The 15856-nt window shown below is 44.8% G+C and carries 15 protein-coding genes; 9 read left to right on the forward strand and 6 right to left on the reverse strand.

The window, feature by feature from the left end:
- Window positions 1-11: 11 nt before the first annotated feature.
- Window positions 12-1421: an envelope stress sensor histidine kinase CpxA gene (gene cpxA, locus C8D85_RS10625; protein WP_133562473.1), complete on the reverse strand. Its 1410-nt coding sequence runs from the start codon at window positions 1419-1421 to the stop codon at window positions 12-14.
- 2 nt (window positions 1422-1423) lie between these two features.
- Complete coding sequence (locus C8D85_RS10630) at window positions 1424-2113, reverse strand: response regulator (RefSeq protein WP_133562475.1); 690 nt, start codon at window positions 2111-2113, stop codon at window positions 1424-1426.
- A 190-nt stretch (window positions 2114-2303) separates the two neighbouring features.
- Here C8D85_RS10630 and C8D85_RS10635 point away from each other — a divergent pair, with 190 nt between their 5' ends.
- The 3 genes from C8D85_RS10635 (at window position 2304) to galU (ending at window position 5618) form a co-directional block, all read left to right on the forward strand.
- Window positions 2304-2849: a Spy/CpxP family protein refolding chaperone gene (locus C8D85_RS10635; protein ID WP_133562477.1), complete on the forward strand. Its 546-nt coding sequence runs from the start codon at window positions 2304-2306 to the stop codon at window positions 2847-2849.
- A gap of 276 nt (window positions 2850-3125) precedes the next feature.
- Window positions 3126-4409: an MFS transporter gene (locus tag C8D85_RS10640; RefSeq protein ID WP_133562479.1), complete on the forward strand. Its 1284-nt coding sequence runs from the start codon at window positions 3126-3128 to the stop codon at window positions 4407-4409.
- Between the two features lie 381 nt (window positions 4410-4790).
- Window positions 4791-5618 (forward strand): UTP--glucose-1-phosphate uridylyltransferase GalU, encoded by an 828-nt coding sequence (gene galU, locus C8D85_RS10645; RefSeq protein WP_133562481.1) that lies wholly within the window; start codon window positions 4791-4793, stop codon window positions 5616-5618.
- Between the two features lie 93 nt (window positions 5619-5711).
- Here galU and C8D85_RS10650 read toward each other — a convergent pair whose 3' ends face one another.
- Complete coding sequence (locus C8D85_RS10650) at window positions 5712-6503, reverse strand: inositol monophosphatase family protein (protein ID WP_133562483.1); 792 nt, start codon at window positions 6501-6503, stop codon at window positions 5712-5714.
- Between the two features lie 266 nt (window positions 6504-6769).
- Here C8D85_RS10650 and C8D85_RS10655 point away from each other — a divergent pair, with 266 nt between their 5' ends.
- Entirely contained in the window at window positions 6770-7495 is a 726-nt protein-coding gene (locus C8D85_RS10655; RefSeq protein WP_133562485.1) for an RNA methyltransferase, read from the forward strand.
- 88 nt (window positions 7496-7583) lie between these two features.
- Here C8D85_RS10655 and gndA read toward each other — a convergent pair whose 3' ends face one another.
- Window positions 7584-9110 (reverse strand): NADP-dependent phosphogluconate dehydrogenase, encoded by a 1527-nt coding sequence (gene gndA, locus C8D85_RS10660; RefSeq protein ID WP_133562487.1) that lies wholly within the window; start codon window positions 9108-9110, stop codon window positions 7584-7586.
- A 499-nt stretch (window positions 9111-9609) separates the two neighbouring features.
- On the opposite strand from gndA, the gene C8D85_RS10665 reads away from it, so the two are divergent.
- From C8D85_RS10665 to C8D85_RS10680, 4 genes are all read left to right on the forward strand, one after another.
- Complete coding sequence (locus tag C8D85_RS10665; protein WP_133562489.1) at window positions 9610-11163, forward strand: phosphoenolpyruvate carboxykinase; 1554 nt, start codon at window positions 9610-9612, stop codon at window positions 11161-11163.
- A 110-nt stretch (window positions 11164-11273) separates the two neighbouring features.
- Entirely contained in the window at window positions 11274-12050 is a 777-nt protein-coding gene (locus C8D85_RS10670; protein WP_133562491.1) for a TatD family hydrolase, read from the forward strand.
- Between the two features lie 16 nt (window positions 12051-12066).
- The gene (locus tag C8D85_RS10675) at window positions 12067-12942 is read left to right on the forward strand and encodes a sugar nucleotide-binding protein (protein ID WP_133562493.1); all 876 of its coding nucleotides are present in this window, start codon (window positions 12067-12069) and stop codon (window positions 12940-12942) included.
- Window positions 12943-12973: 31 nt separating this feature from the next.
- Complete coding sequence (locus C8D85_RS10680; RefSeq protein WP_133562495.1) at window positions 12974-13378, forward strand: hypothetical protein; 405 nt, start codon at window positions 12974-12976, stop codon at window positions 13376-13378.
- A gap of 33 nt (window positions 13379-13411) precedes the next feature.
- Here the strand turns inward: C8D85_RS10680 and C8D85_RS10685 are convergent, their stop codons facing one another.
- Window positions 13412-14260 carry a hypothetical protein gene (locus tag C8D85_RS10685; RefSeq protein WP_133562497.1) on the reverse strand — a complete coding sequence of 283 codons (849 nt, stop codon included), beginning with the start codon at window positions 14258-14260 and terminating at the stop codon, window positions 13412-13414.
- Window positions 14261-14272: 12 nt separating this feature from the next.
- On the reverse strand, window positions 14273-14812 hold the full coding sequence (locus C8D85_RS10690; protein ID WP_133562499.1) for a YceI family protein: 540 nt from the start codon (window positions 14810-14812) through the stop codon (window positions 14273-14275).
- Between the two features lie 139 nt (window positions 14813-14951).
- On the opposite strand from C8D85_RS10690, the gene C8D85_RS10695 reads away from it, so the two are divergent.
- Window positions 14952-15836: a LysR family transcriptional regulator gene (locus C8D85_RS10695; RefSeq protein WP_133562501.1), complete on the forward strand. Its 885-nt coding sequence runs from the start codon at window positions 14952-14954 to the stop codon at window positions 15834-15836.
- The last annotated feature ends 20 nt before the right edge of the window (window positions 15837-15856 follow it).

A 15856-nucleotide genomic window follows, 5' to 3' on the forward strand; every position in this document is an offset into this window, starting at 1 on the left:
CTTGCCCACTTTTAGCTCTTTGCTTGAAGTGGAAGGTGAATTTCAAGCAGCAGTCCTCCAAGAGAGCTTTTGCCAGCGCGGATAGTGCCGCTGTGTTGGCGAATTGCGCTTTCGGTGATGGATAATCCTAGTCCAGTGCCGCCGCTGTGAGAATCTCGTGCTGTTGAGACACGATAAAACGGGCGGAAGATGGCTTCCAGTTCGTCTTCCGGTACTCCTTCACCATCATCTTCTACTCGAATACTGATTTGGTCTGCTATCTCTTTCATAGAAACTTCGATGCGTGAATGACCGTAATAGATGGCATTGCGAACAATGTTTTCCAATGCACTCATTAGTAGTGGCGGGTAGCAAGACAGCGAACGATTAGGAATATCCGAAAAAGACAGTTGTTTGCCTACTTGTTCAGCTTCGTATTGTGTGTCCTGTAATAAGGTTTCCCAGAGGCTTTGCAAAGGCTGTATTTCACGTTTGTTGTGGCTGTCTACCTGCATGCGAGACAAATCTAACAAGTTGCTAATCATGGCTTCTAGGCGCTGAGTTTCGGTTTCTATACGAGTAAGCTCCGGACTTTTGCCTTGTTTACGTTGCGCTAGGGAGTTTGCCATACCTAAACGTGTCAATGGTGAGCGCAGTTCGTGAGAGATATCGGACAGTAAGCGCTGCTGACGCAGAATCATTTGGTTTACAGCCTCTACCATCTGGTTAAAGCTCGCACCGGCTTGGCTAAATTCACTGGTTCCTTTTTCCAGTTCCGGATCAATTGAGAACTCACCACGAGCTACCCGTTGTGCTGCTTTTTCAAGACGTCGAGCGGGTTGGCTGAGGGCCCAGGCTAGCCATAACAGTAATGGTGTACTGATCAACATAGTGGCAAGCAGTAGCTGAAAAGGGTGATCGAATAGTTGTATCAAAAAGCTGGGAGGCCGGTTCCATTTAACACTCAAGTAAAATAGATAGTCATTGCCAGCAAGGCGAATAGGCACAGGCCCAGCAAACATGAACTTGCCGTATAGCCGCTGTTTCGGGGTGTCGGTGTTGTCGATATTAGTAACGAAATTCCTTAAAGCCCTGACGTTTGAATAGCGCTTGTCGTGTGCCGTAATCAGGTTGCCATCTTGGTCTGTGATAAAGATTTCAAAATCATTATCTCCACCTCGATGATCGCCCCTTCGCTCTTGAAAGCTGGCGCTACGATATAAATCGGCAATGATAGATTGAATGTCCGTATGTCCTGCAAAGTGGCTTTGAATCTTATCTCGCGCTGATAGTAAACGATCATAATGAGGTTCAGGGACATCGCTCACTTTGCGCGGATCAAAGTATTGCAATGACAGAACGGCCATCAATACCAAAAACATGGTGAACCAGAAGATCGCAAAAATACGACCATAGAGACTGGTAATTTTGGGAAAACGCATGCTTACTCATCCCCTTGAGTGAGTAAGTATCCACGGCCACGAAGGGTTTTAATTCGTGGTTTGCCGTTCTCCCAATCAGGCAGTTTCTTACGCAAGTTAGAAACATGCATGTCTATGGCTCGGTCAAAAGGTGCTAAGCGTTTACCCAGTACATCTAAGCTTAGCGTCTCTTTTGTGACGACGTGCCCTGGGTGAGATAGGAAATGTTGTAACAGAGCAAACTCGGTGCTGGTCAGCTCCAGTAACGCACTACTGCAGTAGGCTTCTAATTTGCCAGGATAGAGTTTGATATCAAAGTACTCAAGACAGTCGCTTTGAGGCTCTTGTTGGCGGGTTTGAGCGCGTCGTAGGATTGCTCGAATGCGGGCCAGCAATTCGCGCTCGCTAAATGGTTTCGCTAAGTAGTCATCAGCTCCCAGTTCTAGGCCAACCACTCTGTCAATTTCTTCCCCTTTGGCGGTGAGCATCAGGACAGGGGTATCTGAATTCTCGCGTAAACGTCTTAGCGTTTCGATGCCATTGAGCTTGGGCATCATGACATCGAGTAGGATCATGTCTACATCAGGGCTCATCATATTGAGTCCAGCCTCTCCATCATGAGCCACTGATACAGTAAAGTTCTCAAACTTCAGTAGTTCGCACAGTAATTCAGTTAATTCAGTATCGTCATCAATAAGAAGAATGTGGGCCATGGACAGACTCTTTCATTAAGTTGTGTTGCTTTATATGTGGGTAGTTTACTGACAAATGAACGTCATCGTCATGTCTTTACGATACTTTACTCACCCCAAACGCCACTTTACCTTGCAGCTTTTATTCTATCTCCAAGCGCTGTGACACAGCTTTCGAACATGTTTTTCTATCAACAATGAGGTTGAGATTATGAATCTAAGCAAAAAACTAATGATGGTAACGTTGGCTCTTCCACTAGCATTTGGCACAGCATCGTCATTTGCAGCAGGGGATCAGCATGAGCGTGGCGGAAAAGGCGGTCGTGGACACGGTGAACATCAAGTGTGCTCAGGCACTGCAGGGCTGATTTACAAACTTGACTTAAGTGACGCGCAAAAAGAACAGTTAAAAGAGTTGCGCTCTGTACGCCATGCACAAGCCAAGGCTAATGCTGAAAAAGATATTGAACAAAAACGAGCAGACCGTGCACAAGCTCACGCGACTATGCAGAAAATTGTAATGGCGGATAAGTTTGATACTGCTGCAGCAAAACAGTTTGCAGGGGGCATGGCAAGTAAACGTGCTGAGCGAAATGTTATGAAAATGGAAGCGGAACATGAAATGTTCAGTGTATTGACTGCCGCTCAAAAAGAGCAGTTTTTAGAGCTTCAGAAAACTGCAGGTGATGACTGCAAAGCGAAAAAGAAAGGCAAAGATGGTAAGCGTCGTCATCACGAAAAAGCAGAGCAAAAGTAATTCTGTTTGACCATTTAAGCTTGATCATTATTTCCACAAAAAATGGCTTCGTTGAAGCCATTTTTTTGATGCATTTCCCTGTCTTTTACGCCATCATGGCGCCCTGAAAAACATCCTGTTTTGTTCATTGTGTAATCAAGATTACACGCTCCCATACTACTTTTAATATCGCTCATCTATTTAAGCGTGGCTTTGCTTTGCCCTATACTGGTTGCCAGTTCAACCTTAGAGAGACGAGTCGTTAGAAACTTTCTTGAATCCTTGGAGTGGTGATTCATGTTTAAGCAGACCTTATTACCAATTTGGAGTCTTTTATTTGGCGTGGCAATTATTACGATGGCCAGCGCCTTGCAGAGCTCTTTGATCGGTATTCGTGCATCGATTGAGTCGTTCAATACGACCGCAACCGGTTTAATCATGTCGTCCTACTACATTGGCTTCATCCTAGGCTCACTTTTAGTGCCAGTATGGGTTAAGAATGTTGGCCATATTCGAGTGTTTGCTGCCGTCGCATCATTGGCATCAGTTACCATTTTGATGCAGTCGGTGATCGTAGATCCGTGGTTCTGGATGCTGATGCGTATGGGCACAGGGTTGTGTTACGCGGGCTTGTTTATTGTCACGGAAAGTTGGCTAAACGCTATCGCCACCAATAATACTCGAGGTCGATTGTTTTCCATTTATATAATCGAGATTTGGGCAAGCCAAACGTTAGGGCAGTTCTTGTTGAACGCAGCGTCTCCAAGTGGTTACGACTTGTTCATTTTAACGTCCGTGTTGATTTCGATGGCAGTGGTGCCTTTACTGCTGGTTAGAACGCCCTCACCGACCATTGAGGTTCCTGAAAAGCTTAATATTATGGGGCTTATTAAGACAGCCCCGCTTGGCGCTACCGGTGCGTTTGTCGCGGGTATTACATCTGGTGCGATCTTGGGTCTTGGTGCTCTGTACGCTAAAACCATCGGTTTAGACGTTGTTGAGATCTCAGTGTTTATTGGTGCCAGCTACTTAGGTGGCATGGTGTTGCAGTGGCCTATTGGCAAATTATCAGATCGTCAGGATCGACGTTTAACCATTTTATTAGTTGGGTTAGTGGGGGCCGTGACGGCATTGGTGGTGCCATTTGGTCATAGCGTTTCGAATATCTCTATCATGATGTTTGGAATGTTCCTGCTCGGGGCATTTACCTTCCCGATGTACGCTTTGTCTTCTTCACATATGAATGATCAGTTACGACCTGAGCAAGTTTTGTCTGCCAGTAGTGGGTTGATCCTTTTAAATGGTGCAGGTGGTGTCATTGGACCGCTTGTAGCATCGGTGGTTATGGACTTAGTGCATATCAATGCTCTGTTTATCTTTATTGCTCTAATGAACCTATCTGTTGCGGTGTTCGCTATTCATCGTATGCGTGTGAAAGCGCCAATGGTGGTGGAAGAGCAAGGGGATCACGTACACGTTGGTTTGACGGTCACCCCAGTTGTTGCTGCTGAGATGTTAGCAGAAGCGGACCCTAATACACCGAGTGCCAGTGATAACCATGAAGTGGAAATCAAGCTATAAGGCTCTATTGGTCACTTAAGTCAATCTGTTGTAAAACTCAAGGAAGCTTGTTAGAGAGCGCTGTTACTGAGTGATGATTTGTATAAGATGATTAATGTCGAAATAGAAAATAGTTGTCACGAATGTTTGCTAGAATGGTTGCCGATAGAGTTAACAGTGTTTTAATTGGCATACTCTATGCTTGATACTTAGTGTACAAATATTTTAAAAAGAGATGTTTAGTTCGCCTTAATTTGAGGTGCATAGAATCCATGAAGATGAATACGAGGAACGATAAGGTTTCGAAGAGTTAGGATTTGTGCGACTGTTTTTCAAATTAGGTGTGTTGATAAGGGATGCCGGAGATATGTTGGCTGCCTTCGTTTTTAATAAGGAATGATTATGATACGTAAATGTTTATTTCCCGTTGCCGGCTATGGTACACGTTTCTTGCCTGCGACTAAGTCGATGCCAAAAGAGATGTTGCCAGTTGTGAATAAGCCGCTCGTTCAATACGGCGTAGAAGAGGCAGTAGAAGCGGGCCTTAATAACATTACCTTCGTAACAGGACGTGGTAAGCGTGCGATTGCCGATCATTTTGATATTAGCTATGAGCTGGAACACCAGATTGCTGGCACAGCGAAAGAGGAATATCTCACAGGTATTCGTAGTATTATCGATAAAGTGAACTTTTCGTTTACGCGTCAACATGAGATGAAGGGTCTTGGTCATGCGATTTTGACGGGCGAGCCCTTGATCGGTGATGAAGCGTTCGGCGTGGTATTGGCCGACGACCTTTGTATCGGTGGTGAATACGATGGTGTTATGGCGCAGATGGTTAAGCTGTTTAAGCAATTCCGCTGTACTATTGTTGCCATTCAAGAAGTTCCTGAAGACGAAGTACATAAATATGGTGTGATTGCAGGAGAGTCGATCAGTGATGACATCTTCCGTGTCACGAACATGGTTGAGAAGCCTAAGAAAGAAGATGCACCATCAAACTTGGCTATCATCGGTCGTTACATTTTGACGCCGGATATTTTTGAAAAGATTCGTGAGACGCCGCCAGGGGCAAACGGTGAAGTTCAGATTACCGATGCTATCTTACGTCAAGCCCAAGAAGGTTGCGTTATTGCATACAAATTTAAAGGCCGTCGCTTTGACTGTGGTAGTGTGGATGGCTTCGTCGAAGCAACCAATTACTGCTACGAGAACATCTACAAAAGCTAATTGCTTTTTAGGTTTTGCTTTCAAGGTATAGAAAAAAATCCCAGCTCAGTTACCTGTGCTGGGATTTTTTATGACAAGCTTTTTAAGACTCGCTTATGCACCAAGCTGCTTGTTTAATGTTGGCAGTAGGTATTTGAATAGGCGAGGGTTAGCACATAGAACGTTACCTGTTTGATAGTTCGGTGCACCGTCAAAACCAGCAAATAGGCAGCCTGCTTCTTTTGCGATAAATAGAGGAGCTTGCACTTCCCATTCACGAAGCTCTAGACCCCATGCAGCGTCTAGACGGCCCGCAGCAACGTTTGCAAGCATTACAGCTGGTGCATCTTGCATGACAACGCGTGCGCCTTTGTTAGCAACTTCTTCTAGTACTTTGAATTGGCCAGATGCGTAAGCGATGGTGTCTTCTGTACCAGGAAATTGTGTAGCAAGGGTTGTGTTCTCTAGAGAACGAGCGCCGCCAGTGCGGATGCGAGAGTTGTTTAGGTATGCGCCACGACCTTTGCTTGCGTAAAACTCATCACGAGTAGATGGGTTTACCAATAGGGCGTGTTCTACTTTACCCGCAACGAGGTAGCTAATTGTGATCGCGAAACCAGATAGACCACGTGTAAACAAATGCTGACCTTGGATGGCATCGATGATCCATTCGCCTTCAGAACCTTCTTGAACAGTACCTTGTAGGCGTGTTGTGATTTTATCTGCAGGGTAAGCTTTTTCTAGGCTGTAAACGATACTGCGTTCAGCGCCAGTGCATACGTTTTGATAAACTTCAGCGGCATTTTGACCTGCTTCTTTATCAAACAGCATTTTTTCTTGCGCGTGGATGATGAAGTCTGCGGCAGCGCGAGCCGCTTTCATAGCGACATTAATTCGTGGTTGCATGGGATACCATTTTTGAATCAATAGGGCAGCTACTGTCTTTTGGACAGTACGTTGCGGTTAAAGTGTTAAAGAGCGTTGTCGACGCGATAAAGCAGTAAAGGCATCGACCTTCTATGTATCAATATAGTGGGCGCGAATTCTAGCCCAAAAGCCTAAACTAATCTAGCTTAAAATTGGTTAAATTCTGTTCAAAAGCTAGGTTATTCTCAATTCTCTGATACCATGGTTCTTGTAATGCTTCACAGACATTTGGTATGAGTTTCTATATGCAACAAAACATTAAAATCGTGCTGGTGAATACCTCTCATCCCGGCAATATTGGTGGCGCAGCACGCGCGATGAAAAACATGGGATTAAGTGAATTAGTATTGGTTGATCCAAAGCTCTTTCCCCATGATGAAGCTGTTAGCCGAGCGTCTGGAGCGACGGATATTCTGGACAATGCCAAAATTGTCGCGACCCTCGAAGAGGCGATAGCTGACTGCCAATTGACGATCGGCACCAGTGCTCGTGAGCGCCATATTCCATGGCCATTGGTTGACCCTCGCCAAGCGGCGGATTTGGTTTTCAAAGAGCAGTTAAAAACAGCGTTTGTATTTGGTCGCGAAGACCGTGGTTTGACTAATGAAGAACTGCAGCGTTGTCATTACCATGTTCATATCCCATCAGTGGAAGGCTTTAGTTCTTTGAACCTTGCCGCGGCTGTTCAGGTGATTGCTTACGAGCTGCGCATGCAAGAGCTAAGCTTGCAAGACGGCCCGATTGTGAAAAGTAAGTGGGACGTGCCTGCCGCGACATCTGAGCAACTAGATTACATGCTAGGTCACTTAGAGAAAGTGTTGGGTGATATCGAGTTCCTGGACCCGAAAGCACCGCGCCAAGTTATGACCCGCTTCCGTCGATTGTTCCAGCGCTCGCAATTGGATCAGCAAGAAGTCGGAATGCTGCGTGGTATGTTAACAGCTATTGAAAAGCAACAACCGAAAGACTAATGATCTAACGATTATTTTTGTGCTAACAAAAAGCCCGTTTAGATCGCTCTAAACGGGCTTTTTAGTAAAAGCATCACGGTACAAAAGTTTATTTTACTTTTGTTTCTGGACGACCAGCTTCTTGCCAATGCGTGTGGAATTTCTCACCAGGTTCTGCATCAACACGCTCGTAAGTGTGTGCACCGAAGTAATCACGTTGCGCTTGCAGCAGGTTTGCTGGCAGAACTTCTGAACGGTAGCCGTCGAAGTACGCAAGAGCAGAGTAGAAAGACGGTGTTGGGATACCAGATTGGGCAGCCAGTACCACGGCATCACGAAGACCTTTCTGTTTTTCTGCCATTGCGTTCGCGAAGTACTCATCTAGCAGTAGGTTCTCTAGATCGTGATTGTTTTCAAACGCGTCAGCAATTTTCTGTAGGAAGGATGCTCGAATGATACATCCGCCACGCCAGATCTTAGCGATACCGATGAAATTCAATTCCCAGTCGTACTCTTTTTGTGCAGCGCGCATGATTTGGAAGCCCTGAGCGTAAGCACAGATTTTCGCACAGTAAAGTGCATTCTCGATGGCTTGTTCAACGGCTTCGGCGTCGATCTCAGAAACTTCAACATCTCCTACTAGGAAGGCCGATGCTTTTTCACGCTCAGCCGTCAAGGTCGACAAAGCACGAGCGTACACGGATTCACTGATAATACCTGCAGGAACGCCCATTTGCGTTGCGCTGATAGATGTCCAGCGACCAGTGCCTTTTTGACCAGCACTGTCTAGGATCATATCCACTAATGGTGCACCAGTTTTTTCATCGTACTGCTGGAGAATGTCAGCAGAGATTTCTACTAGGTAGCTGTTCAGAACGCCTTGGTTCCATTTTTCAAACAGTTTACCAATTTCAGCAGGCTCGTAGCCAAGTAGTGAGCGTAGTAGGTGGTAAGCTTCACAAATAAGCTGCATGTCAGCGTATTCGATACCATTATGTACCATCTTAACGTAGTGGCCAGCACCGTTAGGGCCAAGATAAGCGGTACAAGGTTCACCTTCTTTAACTGGTTGACCAGGTGTACGTGTTTCGATTGGTTTTCCGTCCGCATCTACTTTCGCTGCAACGGCTTCCCACATTGGTTGTAAGTATTTCCAAGAATCTGCGTCGCCGCCTGGCATCAAGGATGGACCAAAGCGAGCACCTACTTCCCCACCCGATACGGCTGTACCAAAGAATTTAAACTTCTCTTTGTACTCGCTTTCTCGGCGAATAGTGTCCGTCCATTGGCTGTTGCCGCAATCAACAACGATGTCTTGGGAGTCCAACCCTGCTTCAATTAAGCTTTGGCAAACGGCATCTACTGGGTTACCTGCTGGTACCAACACGACGATGACGCGTGGACTTACCAACATATCCAGCATTTGCTTCATGTCATCGCAACCAATGATTCTCGCTTGATCAACTGTATCAGGGCGCTCTTTTGCTTCTGTATCTAAAACGTCCTGTACTTTTTCTTTGTCGAGATCAAAACCTGCAACACGATAACCGTGATCGGCCAGGTTAAGGGCCAGGTTTTTACCCATGACTCCTAGTCCTACAAATCCAATGTTGCAGCTCTGATTCAGATTTTGCATAGCGTTAGGTCTACCTTTGTTTCGAACGGGGGAAGGTTAGAAAGAATCCTACCATGAACTTGGGCTTTCAAGCCTGGCTTAAGGGCAGGTTAAAAGTTGAATTATTGTGGAAGTTCATAAATTCAGGTGGGATTTTAGTCGAGAATAAGACCAATTTCGAGCAATATTCATGAAATAGTGAATAGTTCTAAAAAATAGTTAATTGCTTATTTATATAACGGTTTTGTATATGGAATTGTAATATTAGTACTGTTTTGTAGTTTTATTTCAGTAATGCAGGTTTACTACGAATCACCAAGAGTGAAGTATCAATGGTTTATTTTTAAAAAAGTTAACTAAGTCAAATGCTTACGTTTTTGCGGTGCATTGTTTTTATGAAATAAAATAACACTTTGTTATATCAATATTTTTTTTTAGATTGATTTGTTACTATAGGTTTCCCCCAAATAAAAACATCAAAACATTTTTGTAACCGTTTTGTTCAGAGGACTAAAGCAACATGAGCAACAGAACTGATGACCAAATCATTCTGCGAAACTTGAATACCGCCCAGTTAGTTGAAAATGCGCTGGTTGATGGTGAGGGTGTTCTGGCAGATACCGGCGCTCTAGTCGTAGAGACTGGTGCCCGTACAGGTCGTTCTCCGATGGATCGTTTCATCGTTGAAGAAGATACAACAAAAGACACAATCCACTGGGGACCGGTTAACCGTCCTTTCCCTGAGGAAAAATTTGCGCCATTGTGGGATCGTGTAGAAGCCTACTTGGATGCAAAGAAATCGTATCTATCAGATGTTCATGTTGGTGCTGGCGACGATTATTACATCCCTGTTCAGATGCGTACGGAAACAGCTTGGCAGCACTTGTTTGGCCGCAACCTGTTTATTAACCCTGAGCAGTACAACCCATCTGCAAAAGATGAGTGGAAGATCCTGAATGTGCCAACGTTCGAGTGTCAGCCTGAGCGTGATGGCACCAACTCTGACGGTTGCGTCATTCTTAACTTCAAAGAGCGTAAAGTACTGATTGCTGGTATGCGTTACGCAGGCGAAATGAAGAAAGCTATGTTCTCTGTACAGAACTACCTATTGCCTGCATATGACGTGTTGCCAATGCACTGTGCAGCTAACGTAGGCTCTGAGGGTGATGTCACCTTGTTCTTCGGTCTATCTGGCACAGGTAAAACGACATTGTCTGCGGACGAGTCTCGTTTCCTAATCGGTGATGATGAGCACGGTTGGGGTAAAGGCACTGTATTCAATATCGAAGGTGGTTGTTATGCGAAAACAATCGATCTTTCTGAGAAAAATGAGCCAGTTATTTGGAAAGCGATCAAATTCGGAACCATTCTTGAGAACGTTGTACTAGATGATGCTCGTACAGCAGACTACACAGACACGTCTCTTACTCAGAATGGTCGTGCTGGTTACCCTCGTCTTCATATCGACAAGCGCGCTGAAGAAAACCGTGCAGGTGAACCAAAAGCAGTTATCTTTTTGACTTGTGATTTGACGGGTGTATTACCTCCAGTATCTATCCTTAGCAAAGAAGCTGCGGCTTACCACTTCCTAAGTGGTTACACTGCACTGGTAGGCTCTACTGAAATGGGTGCAGGCAGCGGTATCAAGTCTACTTTCTCTACTTGTTTCGGTGCTCCGTTCTTCCCTCGTTCTGCGGACGTTTACGCTGACCTGCTTATGAAGCGTATTGAAGAGTTTGGTAGCAAAGTTTACCTTGTTAACACTGGCTGGACTGGTGGTGCACACGGTAAAGGCGGTAAGCGCTTCAGCATCCCAACAACTCGTGCTGTGATTGCAGCGATTCAATCTGGTGCATTGGTTGATGCTGAAACGGTTCATCTTGATCAACTGAACGTTGATGTTCCTACCCAAGTAGAAGGCGTTGATTCAGTATTGCTGAACCCTCGTGATACTTGGGAGGATAAGGCTGCTTACGATGAGCAAGCGAAAGGCCTGATCGCTCAGTTTGTTGAAAACTTTAAGAAGTTCGAAACCGTATCAGAAGACATTATTAAGGCGGGTCCGAAGCTGTAATATCGCTTCGAACAAGCTTTACAAAAAGGCCGCGCTATATGTGCGGCTTTTTTACGTTCCTACCTTGTTGTCCGCTAGAGACTTATGGCCGCTTCATGTAATCTTGACACATGTTTATCGATAGCCATTGCCACCTTGATTTTCCACAGTTTGAGAATTTGCCTCGCTTGATAGACTCTTGTCTAGGAGTTGGTGTAACAGACTTTCTGGTGCCTGGCACTACGGAAGAAAGCTGGCATCGAATTATTCAGATGGCGAAGCTGCATCCGCAGATTCGGATTGCGTTAGGCTTACATCCGTATTTTTTAGATGACAAATTATCGCTCGATTCATGTCTTGAGCAACTTGAATGTCATCTGATGGAGGTTCCCACTGTTGCTGTGGGTGAGATTGGGTTGGATAAGTGGTCTGGCATGCCCAACTACTCACTACAGTATGAAGTATTAATTGAGCAGCTAAAGTTGGCTAAAAAATGGAAGCTTCCTGTTATTTTTCATTCTCGAAAGAGTGAGGATGATTTGCTTAAAGCACTTCGAATAGTGAACTTTGAGTATGGCGGTGTGGTTCATGCGTTTAATGGCAGCTATGAACAGGCAAAGCGTTTTATAGATCAAGGTTTTGTTTTGGGGATTGGGGGTACGATCACTTATCCCAGAGCACAGAAGGCTAGGCGTGTGCTTAAGTCATTAACGGACCAGGATTTTGTTTTGGAGACGGATGCACCGGATATGCCTTTATGCGGCCATCAAGGGCAGCCAAACTCGCCTTTACGAGTGCGAGATGTTGCTCAACAGGTTTCAATATTAAGAGAGCAGCCTGTTGGCCTTGTAGCGCAGTATACAAGTGCGAACTTAAAAAGAGTGTTACCAAATTGGCATAGGGTATAAAGAATTGACAGTTCAAATGAATATAAACGCTCCCATGCGTGTTGTTTTACTTGGCAGTGACACGGAACTGGGGCGTGCCATTCGACAATATTATGATAACGATTTCGACTTTGACTGGTTGGAAGTCCCTTGTCAGAATGTATTAGATAAAGTCTCGTCATCTGTACTAGATCAGAAGTATTGCGACGCGGTTATCGATGCTTTTTCTTTACGAAGTGCGCTACAAAATGATTATGAGTACTATCTAGAAGCGCTGGATCAGCTATTGAGTAAGCCAACTTGTCCACTGTTTTATATGCTAAGCGGTGTTCAGGTATTCCTTGGGGAGAAGGAAGCTTCCTACTTAGAAACCGATGAGCCTGATGCGCGTAGCCGTTTCGCCAAACGGTTAATGATGGCTGAGTCCAAAGTATTGACCTGTGAACGTCACATTGTGCTGAGAACGGGTTGGTTGTTTAGTGGTGCTCAAGATGATTTTATTGCCAATACGATTAACCTTGTCAAAGCTGGTGCATCACTTGAGTTTCATGACACAGCGATAGGTTGCCCAACTCCTGTTTCTGACGTGGCGCGAGTCTTGCTTTCCGTAGTGAAGCAGAGACATTATGGTGCGACAAACACAGGTGTTTATCATTACTGTTGCTCAGAAGAAATCAGTTGGATGGGGCTGGTGGAGGCGGTGTTAACGACGGCAAGTCAGTTTGATCAAAAAGCCCAGTCGGTTTTGGAGAATATGGGTGATACGGCAAATGCTCTTGAAATGGCGACGGATATTAAGCGTCAATCATTATCCTGCCGTAAGATATTTGGTCATTACGGAATTAAGCAACGCTCATGGCGACCTGTATTGAGAACACTCATCAAAGATATTTATCAAATTCCAGCCACTTAACGTGGGAGTAAATAAGTAAGGCGGTTAAAAGGTGAATTATAAAGCAATAGTTATAGTGTATGTTTTACAGTTGCTTGCTGGGGTGATTTGGTATTCCGCAGCGCCAGCAAATGTAACGCAACAAGTAGAAGGTAATGCCCTGGATGGTATGACAACTGCGAGCCTTTTTGGATTCTGTATCGCTTTATTTTTGTACACTTATTTTACTAGTTGGTTGTTGGCGAAAACCAATTTGCGTTCAAGCTTTGAGCGTTTGTTGCTGACCCTCAGTATTTGGTTATTCACAGTATTACCAAATATTTTCTTTATGGGTTTGTTTGTTGATTTCAGCCATATGAGCGTTGGGTACTTGCTGTCATTTGGCTTTATAAGCTGTTTGATTTCGGCGTTAATATTACCGTTTTGGAGAGCGAGCAGATCAATATTCAAAGGCTGAATTCAGCCTTTGAATATCTGTGGTTTGGTGGGGTTAGTATAGGCTGCTTTCTGGCCATACGCTCCATAAAGATAGGCCTGCAATTAAAGCACTGATCATCACTTGAGGGATTAGAGCAATAACAGTGCGTATGACTGTACCATCTTCGATGAAAGCTTTTTGACTAAAGCTGGTCGCTTGAACGGCTAGGAAGGCAATAAGCATTGTCCATATAGGCAAATCTGCTAATACGTGAGCTTGTGCAAGCAAGCCTGCCAATATCATGTTGCCGAGTAGTAACCCATTAATGCTACTGGATTTGATGACAAAGCGCTGAACCAGTATGAAACCAACGACGCTGGCTGCAAACCCACCTAACAATTGTCCAATCAAAAGACTGCCGCCGATAGCGACAACTGGAGCTGTGGCGCCTGCCGCAATAGCCAGTGAGGCCATGGGGGCATGAGAGTGTTCCTTTGAAGACGTAAGCAATTGTAGCTGAGTGCTCAATACCACTGCGGCAGCGCTCACGATTGCCCAGATTAGACTGGTAGCTTGGGATTGATGCTGCAATACAGGATTGAGTAACCAGTAAAAGCCAAGTCCAAATAGGGCTAATTGAACCGCTAGTTGAGCATTTTTGCTGATTTTCAACTGACTGATTAAAGTCGCCAGCCATCCAAAAATTACCGCTGTTACTAAGAAATCTAGGGCTTTGCTCGGAGGGAAATTTAAGCCCGAGTGGATCAGGCTTAAAGCAACGAGGAAGCCCGCACCTAAACCAAATAGGCTTAGGTTTGGCTTAACTTTTCCTAAAAGAGTAATAATAGCGGCCGCTAGAAAAGGGTAGACAGCAGTATTGAGTAACATAAGAAGGTTTGAGTTACCTGCTTCCTCGTACATGATGGCTCCTAATTACTGGCGAATGCCTTCGATGAATACTTCAAGTTCCGTTTCATCGGTCACGCCAGGGATGAAGTAAGAGACACCGAAGTCACTACGCTGAATGGTTGTGCTTGCTTCAAAGCCTGCACGGTAACCGCCCCATGGATCTTTGCCTTCACCTACTTTTTCAACGTCGAAGCTGACTGCTTTAGTAACACCATGGATGGTTAGATCACCAGTCAGTGTTTCACCATCGAAAGAGGTGCTCTTAAATATGATGGTTGGGAATTGTTTAACGTCTAAGAAATCAGGGCTGCGTAAGTGCTTGTCACGTGCTTCGTGGTTGGTATCGACACTTGCAGATTGAATAGTCAGCTCGGCACTACCTGATTTACCACTGTCATCAAGAGTGAAAGAACCTTCAAGTTCGTTGAATCGACCAACCGTTGTACTTACACCTAAATGACCTACTTCAAATGTCACGAACGAGTGTGCAGCATCGACTTGGTAGTCTGCTGCAAAAGCTGATGTGGTTAGTAGTGCTGCGGTTGCTGCTAATAGGGTTTTCATGGCTCTCTCCAAGAGTGTTTATTGAATATAGTGCTAGTATAATCATGTTCTAAGAATACATAATTACACGACAATACAATTCACTGTTTCTTTAAATGAAATAATTTTGATGGAACTTTTTCTCTAAGGGAGAATCCAGATGGATAAATTACAGGCCATGAAAGTGTTCTGTCGCGTCTATGAAGCAGAGAGCTTCAAAGTGGCGAGTGAGTCATTGGATATCTCACGACCGATGGTGACACGCTATATTAATGCTCTTGAAGAGTCCCTAGGGGCCAAGCTGCTGCACCGTAATACACGTAATATTAGTGTGACCCATGCAGGACATCAATACTATCAACATTGTGTGACGATTCTGGAGGCTATTGATGAAGCGGAAGGAGAGCTTACGGACTTAACACACCAGCCTAAAGGCCGTATCCGTGTCAGCGTTCCAATGGATTTTGGTTTATCACATATGGTGCCTATCTTGAGTGAGTTTTCGGCTCTGTATCCAGATATCACCCTTGAAATAGACTTCAGTGATAAGCGTGTCGATTTAACAGAATCGGGTGTTGATCTGGCTGTTCGTGGTGGTGATCTAGGCGGCGATCAATTCATCGCAAGGCCTTTGTGCTCTATGAGAGGGTATGTGTGCGCGTCGCCTGACTATTTAGAGAAGTTTGGTAAGCCAAGTCATCCGAATGAATTAATGAATCATAATTGCTTGGTTTATACTAATGCGCCGTATGCTGGACGCTGGTCCTTCAAGAAAGAGTCAAAGGACACTTTTTATGTGCAGGTTAATGGCAATTTAATGGGCAATAATGGCGGTGCATTGACTCGTTTAGCGGTTGCTGGAGCTGGTGTCATCATGCAGCCCGACTTCCTGGTCGACGATTACATTGCAAATGGCAAGCTGGTTTCACTATTTGATGAATATGAGACATTTACAGGGCAGTTTTACGCTGTGTATGCAGAGAGAAAGCTGCAACCTAAAAAGGTTCGGCTTTTGATAGATTTCTTAATGGAAAAGCTGCAGTAACAAAGTGTTGGCTGGATACT

This window comes from Marinomonas communis, assembly GCF_004363305.1.
In the GTDB taxonomy this organism is placed as follows: domain Bacteria; phylum Pseudomonadota; class Gammaproteobacteria; order Pseudomonadales; family Marinomonadaceae; genus Marinomonas; species Marinomonas communis.

Excerpts from the sequence above, each read along its gene's own strand:
- C8D85_RS10655 (WP_133562485.1), top strand. The coding sequence starts at position 6,770 with ATGCAACAAAACATTAAAATCGTGCTGGTGAATACCTCTCATCCCGGC.
- C8D85_RS10675 (WP_133562493.1), top strand. The coding sequence starts at position 12,067 with ATGAATATAAACGCTCCCATGCGTGTTGTTTTACTTGGCAGTGACACG.
- gndA (WP_133562487.1), bottom strand. The coding sequence starts at position 9,110 with ATGCAAAATCTGAATCAGAGCTGCAACATTGGATTTGTAGGACTAGGA.
- C8D85_RS10650 (WP_133562483.1), bottom strand. The coding sequence starts at position 6,503 with ATGCAACCACGAATTAATGTCGCTATGAAAGCGGCTCGCGCTGCCGCA.
- cpxA (WP_133562473.1), bottom strand. The coding sequence starts at position 1,421 with ATGCGTTTTCCCAAAATTACCAGTCTCTATGGTCGTATTTTTGCGATC.
- galU (WP_133562481.1), top strand. The coding sequence starts at position 4,791 with ATGATACGTAAATGTTTATTTCCCGTTGCCGGCTATGGTACACGTTTC.
- C8D85_RS10695 (WP_133562501.1), top strand. The coding sequence starts at position 14,952 with ATGGATAAATTACAGGCCATGAAAGTGTTCTGTCGCGTCTATGAAGCA.
- C8D85_RS10685 (WP_133562497.1), bottom strand. The coding sequence starts at position 14,260 with ATGTACGAGGAAGCAGGTAACTCAAACCTTCTTATGTTACTCAATACT.
- C8D85_RS10630 (WP_133562475.1), bottom strand. The coding sequence starts at position 2,113 with ATGGCCCACATTCTTCTTATTGATGACGATACTGAATTAACTGAATTA.
- C8D85_RS10665 (WP_133562489.1), top strand. The coding sequence starts at position 9,610 with ATGAGCAACAGAACTGATGACCAAATCATTCTGCGAAACTTGAATACC.
- C8D85_RS10635 (WP_133562477.1), top strand. The coding sequence starts at position 2,304 with ATGAATCTAAGCAAAAAACTAATGATGGTAACGTTGGCTCTTCCACTA.
- C8D85_RS10670 (WP_133562491.1), top strand. The coding sequence starts at position 11,274 with ATGTTTATCGATAGCCATTGCCACCTTGATTTTCCACAGTTTGAGAAT.
- C8D85_RS10690 (WP_133562499.1), bottom strand. The coding sequence starts at position 14,812 with ATGAAAACCCTATTAGCAGCAACCGCAGCACTACTAACCACATCAGCT.
- C8D85_RS10640 (WP_133562479.1), top strand. The coding sequence starts at position 3,126 with ATGTTTAAGCAGACCTTATTACCAATTTGGAGTCTTTTATTTGGCGTG.